Source organism: Legionella sp. W05-934-2 (assembly GCF_964199965.1).
GTDB lineage: Bacteria > Pseudomonadota > Gammaproteobacteria > Legionellales > Legionellaceae > JAFIFT01.
In genome coordinates, this window is record NZ_CAXMZT010000010.1 from 42,015 (window position 1) to 59,290 (window position 17,276).

The following is a 17,276-nucleotide window of genomic DNA, read 5'->3' on the forward strand; positions in this document are numbered from 1 at the left end:
GATAGGATTGAAGATGAGCTCAAAATGTTTACTGATGAAATGAATGCGCAAAATATTAGCTTCTCAAGGGAAGAGGATAATTTGAAAATTAATATCCCTGATCCAAATTTATACGATCAATTTGTTACTAGACTCCTGAATAAAAACCTAATGCCCGACAACAATCATAATGCCGATCTTATCTATAAGTCTAATTCTGCTGCAAAGCAAAATATTGATGTAAAAGAAACCGTTGATTCCTCTTATAAATCCCCAAATCCATTTGATATTTCAAAAGGACCAACACCTTCAGATGATGGCTGAAAATCTTTTCGAGCATGGTTGTTATGAAACAAAATTGGCTTTATCGCATAAATAATAAAACGGCCACCAAAAAATCAGCCCTTGAGACTATTTATGAACAAATCGATATACTCACTATGTTTCGCTCAAATCACACCGCCTTGCTTATTAATTCATATTTACTATTTAGCCAAATAAGACTAATCAGGAATATGATTTGTTCTATATTTAATATAACTTTGAATTAAATTTAATACATTATGACTAAGCCAACCAAAGATGCATTAGAAAAAATAACCAAACCGGCTCATATTCCAGCAATCGGTTATGCATATGTCGATGCAAACCATACCTCAGATAACACCTCAATCACTTATGGCAAAAAGAATGATCAACCGACTAAACCTGTCACCAATAATGAAGTTAATGATGAAACCCGATTTCCTGCAGCCTCACTAAGCAAAATTGCCTTTACTTATTTGGTCCTCCGATTAGCTCAAGAAGGGCATATCAGTTTGGATGAAGAATTACATCGTGAGTTACCCTTTGAAAGACTAATGGAACATGGTCAATACCCTGATACCACTACACAGGAATATGCTGAAAAATTAACAATTCGACACGTGTTGTCACATACCTCAGGATTGCCAAACGTAGGTTCAGATTCCTCAAAACCCTTGAATTTTAATTCTGAACCAGGTACGGAATATGAGTATTCAGGAGAGGCCATTCTTTATTTACAAAAGTTCATCGAAAAGAAAAGTAAGATGGATTTACAAACATTGGCTCAAAAATATCTTTTTGACCCAGAACCAAAAGGGTATGACCTCGCTATGATTTCAATCACATCATTCGATGAATTGGATACAAGCAAACTAGACAAAAAACCCTATCTTATTAAGGATGATCAAGGAAAATATCAAATTTGGGGATATAAAGAAAATAAATGGCAACTTACAGATATTAGCAATTTAGAAATTGATTTTGAATGGAATGCGGATCAAACCGTATTCATTTCACCTGAAGATGAAATTTTCAATACATTAGATAAAGGCCACCCACAGTCCAAAGGCTTGGATATGACGCGCTCAACATTTTTACCCCCCTCAGATCTAGATACTAATATTGTGAGTGTCCATTCCGAGTTAGGCAAGTCCATGTCAATTGAGGAGAGCTTAGCACCATTTAAAGATGATAAATCACCTGCCACAAGTGCCGTTGGAACTCTGCTTACAACAGCTGCTGATTTTTCTAAGTTCATGAGTGCTTGGTTAAAGTTGATAGAAGATAAAGACTTCAAGCAAGCATTTGAACCGCCGAAAGATAAAAAAATCCCAACGTTTGATGAGAAAGATGATACCCCACCCGTATGTGGCTTAGGTTGGCATTTATACAAAGATGATAATGGAAAGCTTATCGCCTATCAATATGGTGAAAATACTAAAATGAGAGCATTTGTCGCTATCAATGTGACAGATAAAAAAGGCGCGGCATTTTTTACGAATTGCGAACATGGGATGAGCATTGCAAACCAAATATTTAGCTCCCCTGACCTTGCGCCAATTGGGAAAACGAAAAAGCTATTTCAAAGTAAAAGTATGTCGCATCATTCTCAAATTGATGAGCCCGGATGGCAAGAAACGTTCGAAGGGGTGAGGGCTGAAGATAAAGCAAAAGATCCGGAAGGAATTGAAACGGCTAGAAAATATTTTGAAGCAGCTGTTGTGGCATCTCCCAAGGACGAATCTAAAAAACTGCGATTACAATGGTTTAATGCTGTTCATCCATCCGAACCAGAAGAAAATGAGTTTACATTAAAATTGGAAACATTTGTAAACGTTTATGAGAACCCCTTTAAGGAGCGGATAGAAATAGGCATCAAAGATGACGCTTTAATATACAAGAAATTTGATCAAGAAATAAAACTTAAACGAATATCAGAGAATGAATTTGTACCTGAGAAAGACCAATCTTTCAAATTAACCATTAATAATAATCAAGTTACTATTGATTTTCTCAGTGGTGATCCGAAATATGTATTTGAACAGTCTTTACCAAAATCTTATGTTAAAGAATCATTTTTAGCTGCTGTTGAAAAATTAAAAAACCATCAGATGACGATAGAACCATTGGAAAGTGATTCCCCCTACCACTTAACTAGTATGTCTGAGGATAAAACTGATATCAAAAGTGATGAAGTAGAATTAAGCAAAATGTCCTCCATAGTTAAGGAATCAGATACTCCACCTAAACCTAACCCCACAAAAGTTATGAAAACCAAATTAAAGGTACAGGCAATTGATAACCAAGAGAAAATTCAAAGTATCCAATTTGTCTCAAAAGTTTTTAATAGTGACAAGATGAAAGAGCGTGAAGGTAACTTTCCACCAGAAATAAAAATGATTCAAGAACGGCTAGCATCTCTAGAATCGACTGACATCTCTAATACAGAAGTCGTAAGCGCAGCAATTCTTGATATCAAATCAATCCTTGAAAGGTCCACTAGTCCTTTAAACCAATTTGCAACTGAAGCAAAAGAGATTGTGTTGAAAAGTAATTCATTTTACGAAATGAAATCGGAAATGGAGGATAACCATGAGTTTTCCAGTGAAGTTTCTCACCAGACTGATCTAAGCGCAAAGATATATCATTGAAGAGGTTTAAGATCATATGGGATATCGGGGTCGGACCAAAATTTTAATCTAATAAACAGTAAGTTACCTGTTAAAACACCCTTTCTTTTACTCTTAGAAGCTATTTTTAAGGCTTAAAATGACTTTTAAAATAATAAGTCCTGAATCAAAGTTTAAACAAATTTTTGTTGAAAATTCTCTGAACCAATCACTTTATTTTCTGTCCAGATAGGCTCTCTAGACTGTTTTTCTTTCAACAATTCTTTTATCAGTAGAGGATGGTTTTCTCTAAACGCTTCAATTGAGCAATACCCCATCAATTCAAGCGCCTCTTTGACGGACACGACTTGATATCGTTGTCTGCCGTAGAATAGTTCATAATAACCACAATACTCCCACTCCAACGGATTTTGAATCAGCCCTGTCCTTACCATATTTAAATCAACATAAATAAAACAACGATAAAAATACTCTTCTGCTTCTACAACAGAAACATGATACCTATCTTCCCAATAGGCCCCTTTTCTCTTCTTTCGTTGGTTATACTCTTGGGCTGTTCGACCCGCTACCAACTGCATCGATGAGGGTATAATGTCTTTAGTTGCACTCTTTACCAGCAAATGAATATGGTTCGATGTAATCATATAATTTAAAACGCAAAACCCATACCGCTTCCTGGCCTCATACAACCAATAGCGATAACGCTCTCTATCATGTCTAAATTTTAATAAAAACTCTCGCTTGTGACACCGATGGGTTATATGAAACACTTCACCAGGCGCATATATCCTGCTTGCTCGAGGCATGTTATTCCTTTCATTTGGACTTGATATCCAATTATATTTTTCTGTATTAGAAAATCAAGCACAAGGGCTGCCTCATTACCTAAAAGTCATTTTCAACACTAAAAATAGCTTCTAAGGATGAAAAAAAGAGTATCTTGCAAGGCATCTTATTGTTTAATATAAAAATATTTTGGTCCGCCCCCTGTAACTCCCTGTAACTTTGGACCCAAAGAATAACAAATGGCGCATTAATGGGTTCGATTACGCCGTCATTCAACTTAAAGCAGAATAAATACGCACAAGGGTGTTGTAATAATAAATTCTCTGTGTTAATTTAGATCTAAATGGGGATTTTCAGTCAAGATTCTGTCTTGGATTGATTAACTTAAATCACAATAAAACAGTCAAATTTTCATATGAACAGCAGACAGCTTTTATCATTATCTGTCGTCTTACCAGGTCTGGTAGATATTGCTGTGTCTATCTTAAACGTCATCCTTCTCTTCGGAAAATCGGCCTAATAGGTATCTCCGTCTGCGCCCCTATTAGGCGTAGATGATGCAGGCATATTTTTGATTTTTTGTAGGAGAATATCTAATGAATGTTAAAGAATACTACGAACGATATGTTCGTCAAAATCCTTTCTTTTTTGGATTGGTTGGTGGATCGGCAACCATTACAGCAGTTACACCGTTGTTGAACTGGTCCAATGAAGTGTTGGAGGCAAAGGAAAAACTGGCTAAGCAAGTATTGACGACAACACAAAAGCCCAGTGGAGAATTTTATGGATGGCGATTGATGTTTAAAGGGAATCCTTTCCGAGGGGCGTTTACTAATGTCATGTCGGTTGGCCCCAACACAGCCATCGCCCTTGGCTCCAAAAGTTTCATGGCACCTTATGTACCCAATACTAGCAGAGGGGATCTGTTTACATCCTTTGTCGCAGGATTTTTCTCAGGCATAGTGTCTACGCCATTTGAAGCGATGTTTTTGAATAAAAAAGGAAGCGATGGCAGAGTCATGCCAATGCGGACCGTCGCATCGACCGTTGTTCATAATAACGGCTATCGCGCATTGATGCGAGGCGCTTTAGCGGTTGGGACACGAGAAGCATTGTGGACTGTCACCTATTTTTCAATGCCAAATTTGATCAGCCCCTACTTGGTTAATATGGGTATGTCAGAAAAGCATGCAAAGAGCACGGCGGCATTTATTGCGGGTGGTGCATTTGGATAGATCAGTTGCCCATTGAATGCGCTTCGTTTTCAAAAGCAGAAGATGTTAAATCAATCTACCCCGAATAGGTCATATTGGGAACATGCTGCTAACATAGCGAGGATGAATCCATCTGCTTCTAGCTTGCAGAAAGTGGGCTTTTTCTTCAATGCGGGTTTACCAAGAGCCGCAGCCGCCGCATCGGCAGCATGCATCATGAATGAAATTGTTTCAAGAAAATGAATTTCATAATGAAGGGTGGGCACGCTTCACTTTGCCCACTCTTCAATCCGGCATGATTGGGATCTTTTTACTGATCTTGCCCCAGAATTTCGGACACCTTACTAAGCAACTTTTTGACTTCAAAAGCATCTGGCGTTGTTTAACCAATTCTTGAATGAAGCCGTTTGCGATTATAATAGATTTCAAAGTATTCAAAATATGATGTTTAGCCTCCTTTCTTGTTAAAAATCGCTCACCACGGATAGCATCAACCTTGAAACTATCATTCCAGCTTTCCTTAGCACTATTATCATAGCAATCACCATTTTGCGACAAAAACTGATCAATTCCCCATATCGCCTAACTACCAACTGCATCGATGAGGGTATAATGTCTTTAGTTGCACTCTTTACCAGCAAATGAATATGGTTCGATGTAATCATATAATTTAAAACGCAAAACCCATACCGCTTCCTGGCCTCATACAACCAATAGCGATAACGCTCTCTATCATGTCTAAATTTTAATAAAAACTCTCGCTTGTGACACCGATGGGTTATATGAAACACTTCACCAGGCGCATATATCCTGCTTGCTCGAGGCATGTTATTCCTTTCATTTGGACTTGATATCCAATTATATTTTTCTGTATTAGAAAATCAAGCACAAGGGCTGTCTCATTACTTAAAAGTCATTTTCAACACTAAAAATAGCTTCTAAGGATGAAAAAAAGGGTATTTTGCAAGGCATCTTATTGTTTAATATAAGAATATTTTGGTCCGACCCCTGACTGATCCTTCTCGCTTGTGACACCGATGGGTTATATGAAACACTTCACCAGGCGCATATATCCTGCTTGCTCGAGGCATGTTATTCCTTTCATTTGGACTTGATATCCAATTATATTTTTCTGTATTAGAAAATCAAGCACAAGGGCTGTCTCATTACTTAAAAGTCATTTTCAACACTAAAAATAGCTTCTAAGGATGAAAAAAAGGGTATTTTGCAAGGCATCATATTGTTTAATATAAGAATATTTTGGTCCGACCCCTGACTGGTATTTTGCAAGGCATCTTATTGTTTAATATAAGAATATTTTGGTCCGACCCCTGATCCATATTTCGTGAACGTTACCGTTTGCGTTACCGAACTGATCATTGCCTAGTCCAGGTTTAATTGATAAATTGTCAGTTTGACTAATCTACCCGTGAATAATTCATGGTTCAACTCACGATACCCAACCACCGTTCTGGCGATATTAAATGGGCAACGGTTGACTTAAACACCAACCAAGTGGTGCTTGATAATGGCGCTACATGTGTAAAAAAAGACATTCTTATTGGCACGAGCCAATGGTTTCACCCCATTCTAGACATCGCGCCTTTCAAGTCTCAATCGAAGACATTGGCATATCATTATCAATCACTCACAGAATTATGCACCCTGTTGAGTCATATCTATCCTACCTTTTTACACCGTAAAGATCCTGCTTCGTTGCAAATACAAATCCGACCAAAGCCCAATAGTGGTTATTTAAACAACACATCCTACATTTTTCTTAGCATGGATAGAAATAGAGCCGCTGAACAGGCCATCACTTCAACATTGTTAAGTGAGCTAATGACTAAGATTACGGGTAGAAAGTATACGTATTGCGACCAAATATACGTTGATGCCACATTCCATGTTACATCATTACCAGAACAGGTCAATGCGGATAAGTTATTTGAGAGCAACATCAATCCTTTTGATATTGCCGAAATGGTGGAAGATATCTCCGCCTTTGAATTACGGTTTATCAGTTATGCTATCGGTTTTGGGGTATTCACCCGTCGGTTCATTAAGGAACATACCCCTTTGTTTGTCTACACCGGCGCATGGAAACATCAGCATCAAAGTATCCACTATCAGTTTGCAAGCCATGATGCATTTGGTTTGAAGATTAATGCCGAAGCAATTGGCAACTTAGCACGATTTATCAACCATGCCGATGATGAAGGCGATCCTAATTTCCAAAATGCCAATGCTTATTCAAGACGTCATATTCATTATGGCTTGGAATATATTGTTATTTATGCAAAAAGAGATATTTTAGCAGGAGAGCAACTATTAATGAGTTATGGCCCTACAGCAATCAAAGATCCCTATCGTTTCTCAAAACAGGACTCGCTTCATCGATGTGATGGCGAATTGATCCCTTATGATATCAAAGACAAACATATCCAACAGTTTTTACAATCTCAACTTCACGGAAAACTGTCCAATCTATTCATCCGTTTCTTAATAGTCCTCGTTGTCTTGATTACATTGGCGGGCCTTGCACACTATTTTTCTCATTTTTTTAACCCATCCCCTCCTGCTCCCTAAGCTATTTTAACGGTTAACTTAATGGTTGAAGACATGCCATGATCATCGACAACGCGTAGCAGGTGTTTGCCTGGTTTTGCTTGCCAAAGCCAAGTCTTATCCCTTTCAACCACCTTAAGATATTGGTTATCAATAAACCAATAACAGTGTTGCACATCGCCATCGGCAATGACAGAAAAAGGGATCAAGGTGTCTTTCAAATGATTTTTGGAAATAATATAGGTCAGCTGCTCGCGAGGCGATACAATTTGCGGGGGAAAAGACTGAGGTGCACTTCGCATCAAACAATCTTTTTCATAGGGGGGCGGTGATTGACGCACAATCCCTGCTTGTTTGAAATTTGTCAGCAAATCAGACGACCAAAACTCATAGACCTTAAATTTCGTTTTAGAATCAATATGACAAGTTCTCAAGCCCGTCTCAGGATTGATGGCCACTTCTCTGAATATTGTATCTGTTTTAATCGGTGATTTACCCGGAATAAACCAAGCTTTTCTGGTTTCTTGACAATACGGGGTTGGCAATAAACCCGATGCTTTGCAAATATCAATTTTCACAAGATTCATGCTTTCTGGGGCTTGCGTTAAAGGGGGTATTTTACCCTTCGTTTGTAGGATACCTTGGACGAGATCAAAAAATAAGGGGGCAGCTAAACTTTTTCCCACAAACGTTTTATTCGATTGTTGATCGAAGTTTCCCAACCAAACAATGATGACATAGGGGCCGACAACGCCAGCTGTCCAGGCATCCCGATACCCCGACGAGGTACCTGTTTTAAATGAGATAATGCCAGGCATTTTCTCATAGGAGCTTGGCCGTGGGGTATGACTGAGCATGTCCAAAACCAAAAAAGACGCCTCAGGGGATAGCAATCGTCTCCCATGCGGCACACTTGCCGTATCAACCACTTTTAGCGGGAACCATAATCCTTGGTTTGCTAACATGGCATATAACCCAGCTAATTCTTGCATGGTGATTTCGACACCGCCTAACGCGATGGATAATCCATAAAATGCAGGTGGTTTTAACTGACTCACTTCCGCTTGCACGAGTAATTGATGTAAATCCATGCCTTTTAATTGGTTGGCTAAATACACCGCGGGTATATTTCGACTTAATATGAGCGCTTCTTCAGCAGTTAGAGGGCCTGCAAATCGATAATCAAAATTATCGGGGTTATAAGGGCCAAACGCTTGAGGAACATCTTTTAATAGGCTAGCAGGATGGATAATGCCTTGATCCAGGGCGAGTGCATATATAAACGGTTTTAAGGCTGAGCCAGGCGAGCGCTTTACACGTGTGCCGTTAATTTGCCCACTGATCGATTTTTGAAAAAAGTCCGCCGAACCCAATTCAGCAAGGACGTGCATGGTACGACTATCGACAATCAGTACCGCTGCATTCGTTACCCCAAATGGCTTTTTTCGCGCCACATATTGCCGTGTCAGCCTTTCAACCATCGATTGCAATCGACCATCAAGCGTGGTAGCAATATGCTTTGTGTCGCTATCTTGCTGCAATATCTCATTGACAAAATGAGGCGCTTTAAACGTTAAATCCCGTATCGATTGCATGCTTAACGGCAGATTCATGAAAAGGCGTTTATCGTTGTCTTGGGGGTAGGTTGATGTCCATATTGAAAAGAGTCGCAATCTTGCTTTTTCTAACGAGGGCGTATTTAGTTTACGCTTGATTGGGTTTTGAGGCATAACGGCTAAGGTCAGGATTTCGGGGAGCGTTAGATCGTTTGCTTTCTTATTAAAATAGATGGTACTTGCCGCACCCACCCCCTCGATATTAAAACCATAGGGCGCGAGATTTAAATAGGCTTCTAAAATTTGTTCTTTTGTATAGTGCCTTTCTATTTGCAGTGCTTTTATCATTTGTTGGACTTTACCCAAGAAAGAACGGGTATACAGATGATAGCGAATTCTAACTAACTGCATGGTAATAGTTGAAGCGCCAATTTTACGTTGTTTTACCACATAACTTTGCCAAATGGCTTTGAATAATGACCCAGGATTAATCCCTGGATGCTGGTAAAAATAACGATCTTCTTGCAGCAAGGTTGCTTTGATTAACGCCGGTGACATGTCTTTTAATGGCGTAAACAGTCGATATTTATCTTCTTGATTGAGGGTTAAACGCAACAAGTGCCCTTTGCGGTCATACACGGCTTTTGAAAAGGATAAACTATCTAAAAGCGGTGGTTTTGGTGAAAAAAAAATATAGCCCGAAGCGCAGACGAGAAGCAATAGAAGCGCTATACTGAAGAACTTTAAACCATTTTTCATAATCGGTTACTTTATCATGAACAGACACCCAGTCCAACGTATCAAAAAAAGCCTGACAAGCTTCGTGACAATGCTATTTGGAACCGTGAAGTGGCAAACACCGGCTTGGATGCAGTTCCTGAAAAATCGATTGATCCATTCGCCGAAAAAATCCATGGCAGTACTTGTCGGCCTTATCATGGTGCTTAGTATAGCGAGTTATGGCTATTATTGGTATCAACATTTACCCAAACCCGTGTTAATTGAGTCAAAAATCAACTTACCCAATATCTCCACCATTAACGCAGAATCCGAAACCTTAATCATCCAACCTTTAACCATTGATTTTGGTATCGAAGACAATGGCTTTCAACCTAAGTCGGTTGCCCCTATTGGTAACATTGGCAAAGTGATTACGGAAGGCATCAAGATGCAACCGGAAATCCCCGGGGAATGGCGCTGGGCTTCAGATACTCAACTAGTTTTCAATCCGTCTCAAGATTGGCCTGCCGGGCAGGAATATCGCATCACCTTTGATTCAACATTCTTTGCCAAACAAGCCAAAATGGCCCACTTATCCGCCTCTTTCACAACCCATCCACTCACCGTCAATATCAATCAATTGCGATTTTATCAAGATCCTGTCCATCCAGAAGAAAAGAAAGTCGTTGCAACGATGGATTTTAATTACCCTATCGATCCAGTGAGTCTGAAAGAACATATTCTGTTTAAATTACAACAGCTAAAAAATGATAAACTGGATTTAAAAGCGAAAGATTATCCCTTTCATCTGACCTTTGATAAATTTAAACGAACCGCCTATTTGCAATCGGATAACCTAACGCTTCCCAAGGTCCCCCGATATTTGCGATTAACTGTCTCAAAAGGACTCAAAGCCCAATCCGGTCCCGGAACGACTAGCCATGAAGAAAGTCAGAGCGTGCTTATTCCAGATGCCAGCAATTTTTTTCAAGTTAAGCAGGTTGAATCGCGAATCATTCCCAACCAAAATGACAGGCCTGAACAAATTTTAAGTATTGAAACATCGATAGGCATCAGTGGCGAAAATTTAAAAAAATCACTGCAAGTTTATTTGTTGCCGAAAGACTACCCCGCCAATAAAAATGAAGCCGAAAAGCCCAATCATGCCTGGCTTAGCCCGGGAGAAGTAACGCCTGCTATCCTAGCTTTATCGCAACCATTAATGCTGGAGGACATTCCGGCTGATAAACATTATGCAACCCAACACTTTTTCCGCTACAAAGCCTCACCCCACCGCTACTTGTATATTAAAATAAACAAAGGGGCCAAAGCCTTCGCCGGTTACCTGTTAAGTCAAAATGCACAAGCCACAGTGGAAGTGCCTGAATATCCCAAACAAATTACTTTCTTACATAAAGGGTCGTTGTTAGCGTTAGCCAGTGAGAAAAAATTATCCGTCATGGTGCGAGGGTTAGAATCCGTCCGCTTCTCCATTGCCCGAGTTCTCCCCGACAACGTTAACCAGCTGGTTTCCCAAACCCAAGGTGACTTTAACAATCCCCTTTTTATCAATCAAGATTTCACCGAAGCCAACATCAGCGAAATTGATCGCGAAATTCAAAACCTGCCCGGCAGCGATTTAAGTGAATTAAAATATACCTCTATCGATGTCAGTAAATACCTGGGCAATGCACAAAATAACCTGGGTCCGAATGGCTTGTTTTTGCTCAAAGCCCAAGGATGGGATAAAGCCAACCAATCCGTCATGGACGTGTCTGCTAGTCGATTATTACTGGTCACCGATTTAGGCATGATGGTTAAAGACAATAGCGATAGCTCTCATGACGTCTATGTCCAATCAATCAGCACAGGCAAACCGGTTGCCCAAGCGAAAGTGTCGGTATTAGGCAAAAATGGTCTGCCAATCCTCTCAGGCTTAACCGATGACAATGGGCGTGTGAGCTTTCCAAGCCTAGTTGATTTTGTTGACGACAAACAGCCTGTCGCTTATTTAGCGAATGCTCAAGGGGATGTTTCCTTTATTCCCTTTGCCCAATTTAGTCGGCAATTAAATTATACCCGCTTTGATGTGGACGGCGCGTATCAATATGGTAATTCCATAAATAAGATAAACGCTTATGTCTTTTCCGATAGAGGAATGTATCGACCTGGCGATCAAGTCCATCTAGCGATGATCGTCAAAAATACCTTTGCCCAAGATCAAAAAGCAGGCTTACCATTAATTGCCAAAATGACTGACCCAAGGGGTGCAACCATCCTTGAAAAAGCATTGACACTGGATGAAAGTGGGCTGCTCGCTTTTGACTACACGACCACAGCCACATCGCCAACCGGTAATTATTATGTGTATGTCTACTTGGTGCAAGAAAACAAAGCTGAGAATATCATTGGTTCCACCCAATTTAGCGTTTCCGAATTTTTACCCGATACCATGCGGATTGACGCCCAATTCTTAAGCAAACCCCAACCGGGCTGGCTATCGCCTAATGATCTGAAGGCACAAGTCAGTTTGACGAATTTATTTGGTGCACCCGCGATCAAACGGACGGTCCAAGCCCATGTGATGCTCAAACCCCACGACATTCAGTTCACGCAATTCCCCGATTATGTGTTTGCAGACCCCTTGCGCTTACACCAGAAAAAAGCAAAAACTTATTCCGATGAACTAAAATCCGGATTAACCAACGAGGATGGACAGGTGGTATTCAACCTCGATCTACAACGTTTTGAACAAGCGACCTTTGAATTAACGTTTTTTGCTGAAGGGTTTGCCGCTGAAGGGGGTAGAAGTGTTACAACGCAAATCAAAACACTCGTCAGTCCTTTGGCCTATGTACTCGGCTATAAACCGTCCCAAGATTTGCAATATATCAAACAAAACACACAAGCCGATATTCATCTCATTGCTGTCAATCATCAATTATCGAAACAAGGCCTCGATGGATTAACAGCGGAATTACTCAAAGTGGATACTGTCTCAACGCTGGTTAAAAACCCGGATGGGACATATCAATATAAATCCATCGAAAAGGATAAAAAGCTTAGTAGTAAAGAGCTATCCTTTGGCAAAGATGGCTTAAATTATCCACTACCGTCTGAAACAATTGGTAACTTTAAAGTCCGATTTCTTAATCAAGATAAACAAGTCCTCACCGAAGTGCCCTTCTCCGTTGTCGGCAGTAGCCAGGTATCATTACCCAAAAACGCAGAACTGGCTGTTAAATTAAATAAAGAAAAATATGACCCAGGCGAAACCATTGAATTGCAAATCACTGCACCTTATACCGGTTCAGGGTTAATTACCATTGAGCGAGATAAAGTCTATGCAAGCCAATGGTTTACAACCAACACCACCAGCTCCCTTCAGACCATCACCCTTCCCAAAGAACTCCTTGGCAATGCTTATGTGAATGTCGCTTTTGTCCGAGCATGGGATTCACCCGAAATATTTATTAGCCCGCTGAGTTATCAAGTCCAAGCTTTCGATATCAGCATTGGTGATCATGAAGTCGGTATTGATCTCACCGTGCCCGATCTGGCAAGACCCGGTGAAGACATGGCAATTACGTATAAAACGGACCTGGCAGGCAAAATCATTGTCTATGCAGTGGATGAAGGTATTTTACAAGTCGCCAACTACCGCAGCCCCGATCCATTATCCTTCTTTTTCCAAAAGCTTGCCCTGGAAGTCACCACGCAACAAACCTTAGATTTAATCTTGCCCGATTTTGTTCAAGACCGTGAACTATCGGCCGTTGGTGGCGATGCTGACGCAGAAGCGCTCTTAAGTGCTCATTTGAATCCGTTCAAACGAAAAACTGATCTGCCCGTTGTTTATTGGTCTGGCATTGTCGACGCAGATGACCAAGAAAGGCAACTGACTTTTAAAATTCCCGACTACTTTAACGGACGCCTCCGTGTTATGGCGGTCGCTGTTTCTGACAATGCCGTCGGTGCTGCGGATAAGGAAACGAAGGTTCACGGCTATTTCGTCATCAGTCCCAATGCGCCAACGTTTGTTGCACCGGACGACCAATTTACCCTGAGTGCCACAATTGCCAATCAGCTCCACAACTCCGGGTCCCAACCTGAAATTACTGTTGGCTTAGACGCATCTCCCGAATTCCAAATCGTCCAATACGAAGAGCTACGCCAAGTGATTAAGGAAAATGGTGAGGATTCGGTTCAATTTAACGTAAAGGCCGGTTCTGAACCGGGAGCAGGCACACTCACCGTGCGTGCCTCCTATGGGAATAAATCTAGCCAAATGTTAACCGGTGTCAGCATCCGGCCCGCGAGCAATTATGAAACCAATATTCAATCGGGCATGGTAAACGACCCTCAAAAATCACTGACAGTTTCCCAAGATTATTATCAAGCGTATCATCAAAATAAATTCATGCTTTCAACGAGCCCAGTCATCTTGTTATCAGGACTAAGTCAATACCTGGATAATTACCCGTTTGGCTGCAGTGAGCAATTGGTCAGTAAAGCCTTCCCTTGGTTAGCCATCCAAACCATCCCTGGATTATCCAACAACCCTGCGGAAACTCAAAAAAAGATAGAGCAAACCATTGATATGCTGACTGCCCGACAAAATGCCAATGGCAGCTTTAAATATTGGCCTTCTGATAATCAAACCGATGCGAATCAATTTATCAGTCTCTATGCTATGCACTTTTTATTAACCGCTCGGGAGCATCATTATCCGCTCACCAATGATATGTATTTTGCTGGCATTAGCTACTTAAAAGAGCTAGCGAACCGAACACCTGGCTCGCCTGAGGAAGCCCGAGAAATTGCCTATGCAATCTATCTACTCACCCGCAATGAAATAGTCACCACCGCCTATTTAACCAATTTGATTTTAAATTTGGAAAAACATCCCGATTGGCCTTGGCAAAAGGAAATAACGGGCAGTTTTGTCGCTGCGAGTTTCCAATTACTTAAGAATGAAAAGGAAGCGCAAAAATTAATAATTCAATATGAGCCTGGCCAAGCAACCAATTATAATGAATTTTTAACCGGGCCAGTCGCTGATACATTATCGATGTATTTGCTAGCAAACCATTTCCCACATCTAGCCGATAAAGCGCGCGATAAAGGCCTTCTGCATTTGATTGATAACCTCAATAGTGCCGATATCAATACATTACTTTCAGGCTATGGCAGCTTAGTGCTAGCTGCTTACGGCGATGAAGCGTCCAATGATCCGCAAAGTTCGCTCTCTGTGGATCTCATCCGCGCTGATAAAACGAAAAAATCGGTCACCTTAGATAGCCAAAACCCGATATTGACACTGACTAATGAGGTGACAAAAATCATTATTCAAAACCCACAAAAACAACCATTATATTATCAGTTAATAGAAGAAGGTTTCCGCAATAAACCCGTGACAAAGCCCCTTCAATCAGGCATTGAAATCTACCGTGACTATCGAAATAGCGAGAATCAATCCGTTACCACAGCCAAGCTTGGTGAAGAACTCACCGTGCATATTCAAATCCGCGCCGTGGGCTATCCCTGGCTAAGCAACGTGGCTGTGATTGATTTACTGCCCGGTGGATTTGATGTAGTCAGAAATTCGGTCCCTCACGATCCATTTGATTATGTGGACATTCGAGAAGATAGAGTGAACTTTTTTATGGGCCTATCGGATACAGTGACGGAAATTGAGTATAAGATTAAAGCCGTCAACGCCGGTCAGTTTGCTGTGCCTGCTAGCTTTGCCCAGGCCATGTATGCCCCTGCAATACAAGGGCATAGCGTCCAAGGGCAAATCAATATCAATGAGGAATATCAGCAATAGATTGATTGGCAAATGGAATTGTGATACTTGAGGCCATTGATTGGCCATAGGCAATTTGCATCGTGTAGTCTTGCGTGGTGGGTGGTGAATAAAGCACATCATAGGTCCCTATCGCAAGCGCTAATCGGTGCCCTTTGGCTATTTGGTGGACGCTCATGGCTAAATCAAACTCTGAAACAACGTAATTCCCTGGTATATCATGGTACCGACTAACCGGTCCATGGCTAATGAGCTGCCCCATACCATAGGGGTTCACATCATATAAATAAGCAATGAGTTGCGATTTTTGCGATGACGGTTTATACCATAAAGTGACATGAGGAATCCCAAGGATTGTCTTATTCTGACGGACTGGCTCGGTTTGATAATAAATGGCATTTAAAGGATTGATGCCTGGTAACCAAGTAATGATTGGTAGATCCGCGTGGGACTCGAGAATCGGTGATACGATGGGGATGCCCGAGTTGACTCCTGTCACTAGCCCAAAATGTAGCGTATTGCTGCTAGTGGTCACGACCTCATGGGTTGTCAGTTCGCCAGGAGAAAAAAGATTGGCGCGTTTTTGCAAATTGTATTTCTTCACGATCACATCGATTGGCCATTGATCAGCAACGATGCGTTGACCTTTTTTGGCTTCAATGCTGAGTATTGGGGCTTTATCGATGCCGTTATCGACCCCTTTTAACCATCTTTCAAACCATTTGTCGGCTTGAGACCAAACATAATTATCAAACCCGAATAAACCCGGCGCTTCAGCACTGCCATGGACGCCTTGGTTTAAGTCCATCCGTTTAGGCGCCGTGACATCGGCAAAAAAATGCAAAAGCGCATTCGGTTTAAATAATCTATCCCCTAAATTTTGACTGATGTATACGGCAGTTTGATTGCGATTTATCCCTTCAATAAAATGCTGAGGTGATCGCGCTTGGGCCCATTGTTTCGTTTCATCGTAATGAATATGCTGAACAAGGTGTTGAAAGTTGGTTTCAATTTCTGGATCAAGACGGCCTACCATTTTTCCGGATTGTACCAACAAACTCCCCATTAAATTTGACGGGCTGTTGTTGTTATTGAAAGCCGATTCTAAATCGGTCCAAGCACTCATCACTGCCACAGCCTTAATTCTTGGGTCATGCGTTGCCGCCAATAAACTAAGCCCTCCCCCATAAGATATGCCAGCCATCCCAATATGTTGAGTATCAATCGGCAATTCATGGGTGGCCCAAGCAATAATAGCATCGATATCCTCTAAATCATCAGAACTAGCCAGATTGACAAGACCTTCCGATTTCCCCCACCCTCGCGCACTGTAGCTTAAGACAACATACCCTTTTTTTGCGAATGCTTGGGCAGGAAATGAATACTCATATTCATCAAGGTTCCAGCTATTTGGCATGATAATCAGGGGCCAAGTGTGCTGGGTATCCTTTGGCAGGTAAACATTCGCCGATAGTTTGGTGCCATCCTTCGAGTCAATGGTAATGCCATCCATAAATTGAATTGACTGGGCTTTAATTTGCAAGGAGTAACAGAGAAAAAACAGGAATAGAAGCTGGATAACGACGCGCTTTGTTAAGTCCATTTTGACACTCACCTAAAATGCCTTTTACAAGGTTATATCGTATTTCGTAAAGAAAAATCAATACATCATCCTTGAGCCAGTGCTAAATATGAAATTAAGTGACCG

General features: G+C 41.0%; 9 protein-coding genes. 5 read left to right on the plus strand and 4 right to left on the minus strand.

What is annotated here, in order from left to right:
• Positions 1-24: 24 nt before the first annotated feature.
• Positions 25-303 carry a hypothetical protein gene (locus AB3348_RS11710; protein WP_367607774.1) on the plus strand — a complete coding sequence of 93 codons (279 nt, stop codon included), beginning with the start codon at positions 25-27 and terminating at the stop codon, positions 301-303.
• Positions 304-542: 239 nt separating this feature from the next.
• Positions 543-2,936 (plus strand): serine hydrolase, encoded by a 2,394-nt coding sequence (locus AB3348_RS11715; protein ID WP_367607775.1) that lies wholly within the window; start codon positions 543-545, stop codon positions 2,934-2,936.
• A 152-nt stretch (positions 2,937-3,088) separates the two neighbouring features.
• Here AB3348_RS11715 and AB3348_RS11720 read toward each other — a convergent pair whose 3' ends face one another.
• Positions 3,089-3,721 (minus strand): transposase, encoded by a 633-nt coding sequence (locus AB3348_RS11720; protein WP_367607776.1) that lies wholly within the window; start codon positions 3,719-3,721, stop codon positions 3,089-3,091.
• 576 nt (positions 3,722-4,297) lie between these two features.
• Between AB3348_RS11720 and AB3348_RS11725 the strand changes: the two genes are divergently transcribed.
• Positions 4,298-4,936 carry an MC/SLC25 family protein gene (locus AB3348_RS11725; protein WP_367607777.1) on the plus strand — a complete coding sequence of 213 codons (639 nt, stop codon included), beginning with the start codon at positions 4,298-4,300 and terminating at the stop codon, positions 4,934-4,936.
• A gap of 443 nt (positions 4,937-5,379) precedes the next feature.
• Here AB3348_RS11725 and AB3348_RS11730 read toward each other — a convergent pair whose 3' ends face one another.
• Complete coding sequence (locus AB3348_RS11730; protein ID WP_367607778.1) at positions 5,380-5,742, minus strand: transposase; 363 nt, start codon at positions 5,740-5,742, stop codon at positions 5,380-5,382.
• 613 nt (positions 5,743-6,355) lie between these two features.
• Between AB3348_RS11730 and AB3348_RS11735 the strand changes: the two genes are divergently transcribed.
• The gene (locus tag AB3348_RS11735) at positions 6,356-7,504 is read left to right on the plus strand and encodes an SET domain-containing protein-lysine N-methyltransferase (RefSeq protein ID WP_367607779.1); all 1,149 of its coding nucleotides are present in this window, start codon (positions 6,356-6,358) and stop codon (positions 7,502-7,504) included.
• On the opposite strand, the gene pbpC is transcribed toward AB3348_RS11735, so the two are convergent.
• Positions 7,501-9,798: a penicillin-binding protein 1C gene (gene pbpC, locus AB3348_RS11740; protein ID WP_367607780.1), complete on the minus strand. Its 2,298-nt coding sequence runs from the start codon at positions 9,796-9,798 to the stop codon at positions 7,501-7,503. The genes AB3348_RS11735 and pbpC overlap by 4 nt on opposite strands.
• Positions 9,799-9,814: 16 nt before the next feature.
• Between pbpC and AB3348_RS11745 the strand changes: the two genes are divergently transcribed.
• Complete coding sequence (locus AB3348_RS11745; protein WP_367607781.1) at positions 9,815-15,589, plus strand: alpha-2-macroglobulin; 5,775 nt, start codon at positions 9,815-9,817, stop codon at positions 15,587-15,589.
• Here AB3348_RS11745 and AB3348_RS11750 read toward each other — a convergent pair.
• Positions 15,567-17,171 carry a CocE/NonD family hydrolase gene (locus AB3348_RS11750; protein ID WP_367607782.1) on the minus strand — a complete coding sequence of 535 codons (1,605 nt, stop codon included), beginning with the start codon at positions 17,169-17,171 and terminating at the stop codon, positions 15,567-15,569. The two genes, AB3348_RS11745 and AB3348_RS11750, sit on opposite strands and share 23 nt — an antisense overlap.
• Positions 17,172-17,276: the final 105 nt, after the last annotated feature.

Excerpts from the sequence above, each read along its gene's own strand:
- AB3348_RS11750 (WP_367607782.1), bottom strand. The coding sequence starts at position 17,171 with ATGGACTTAACAAAGCGCGTCGTTATCCAGCTTCTATTCCTGTTTTTT.
- AB3348_RS11720 (WP_367607776.1), bottom strand. The coding sequence starts at position 3,721 with ATGCCTCGAGCAAGCAGGATATATGCGCCTGGTGAAGTGTTTCATATA.
- AB3348_RS11735 (WP_367607779.1), top strand. The coding sequence starts at position 6,356 with ATGGTTCAACTCACGATACCCAACCACCGTTCTGGCGATATTAAATGG.
- AB3348_RS11745 (WP_367607781.1), top strand. The coding sequence starts at position 9,815 with ATGAACAGACACCCAGTCCAACGTATCAAAAAAAGCCTGACAAGCTTC.
- AB3348_RS11715 (WP_367607775.1), top strand. The coding sequence starts at position 543 with ATGACTAAGCCAACCAAAGATGCATTAGAAAAAATAACCAAACCGGCT.
- AB3348_RS11725 (WP_367607777.1), top strand. The coding sequence starts at position 4,298 with ATGAATGTTAAAGAATACTACGAACGATATGTTCGTCAAAATCCTTTC.
- pbpC (WP_367607780.1), bottom strand. The coding sequence starts at position 9,798 with ATGAAAAATGGTTTAAAGTTCTTCAGTATAGCGCTTCTATTGCTTCTC.
- AB3348_RS11730 (WP_367607778.1), bottom strand. The coding sequence starts at position 5,742 with ATGCCTCGAGCAAGCAGGATATATGCGCCTGGTGAAGTGTTTCATATA.
- AB3348_RS11710 (WP_367607774.1), top strand. The coding sequence starts at position 25 with ATGTTTACTGATGAAATGAATGCGCAAAATATTAGCTTCTCAAGGGAA.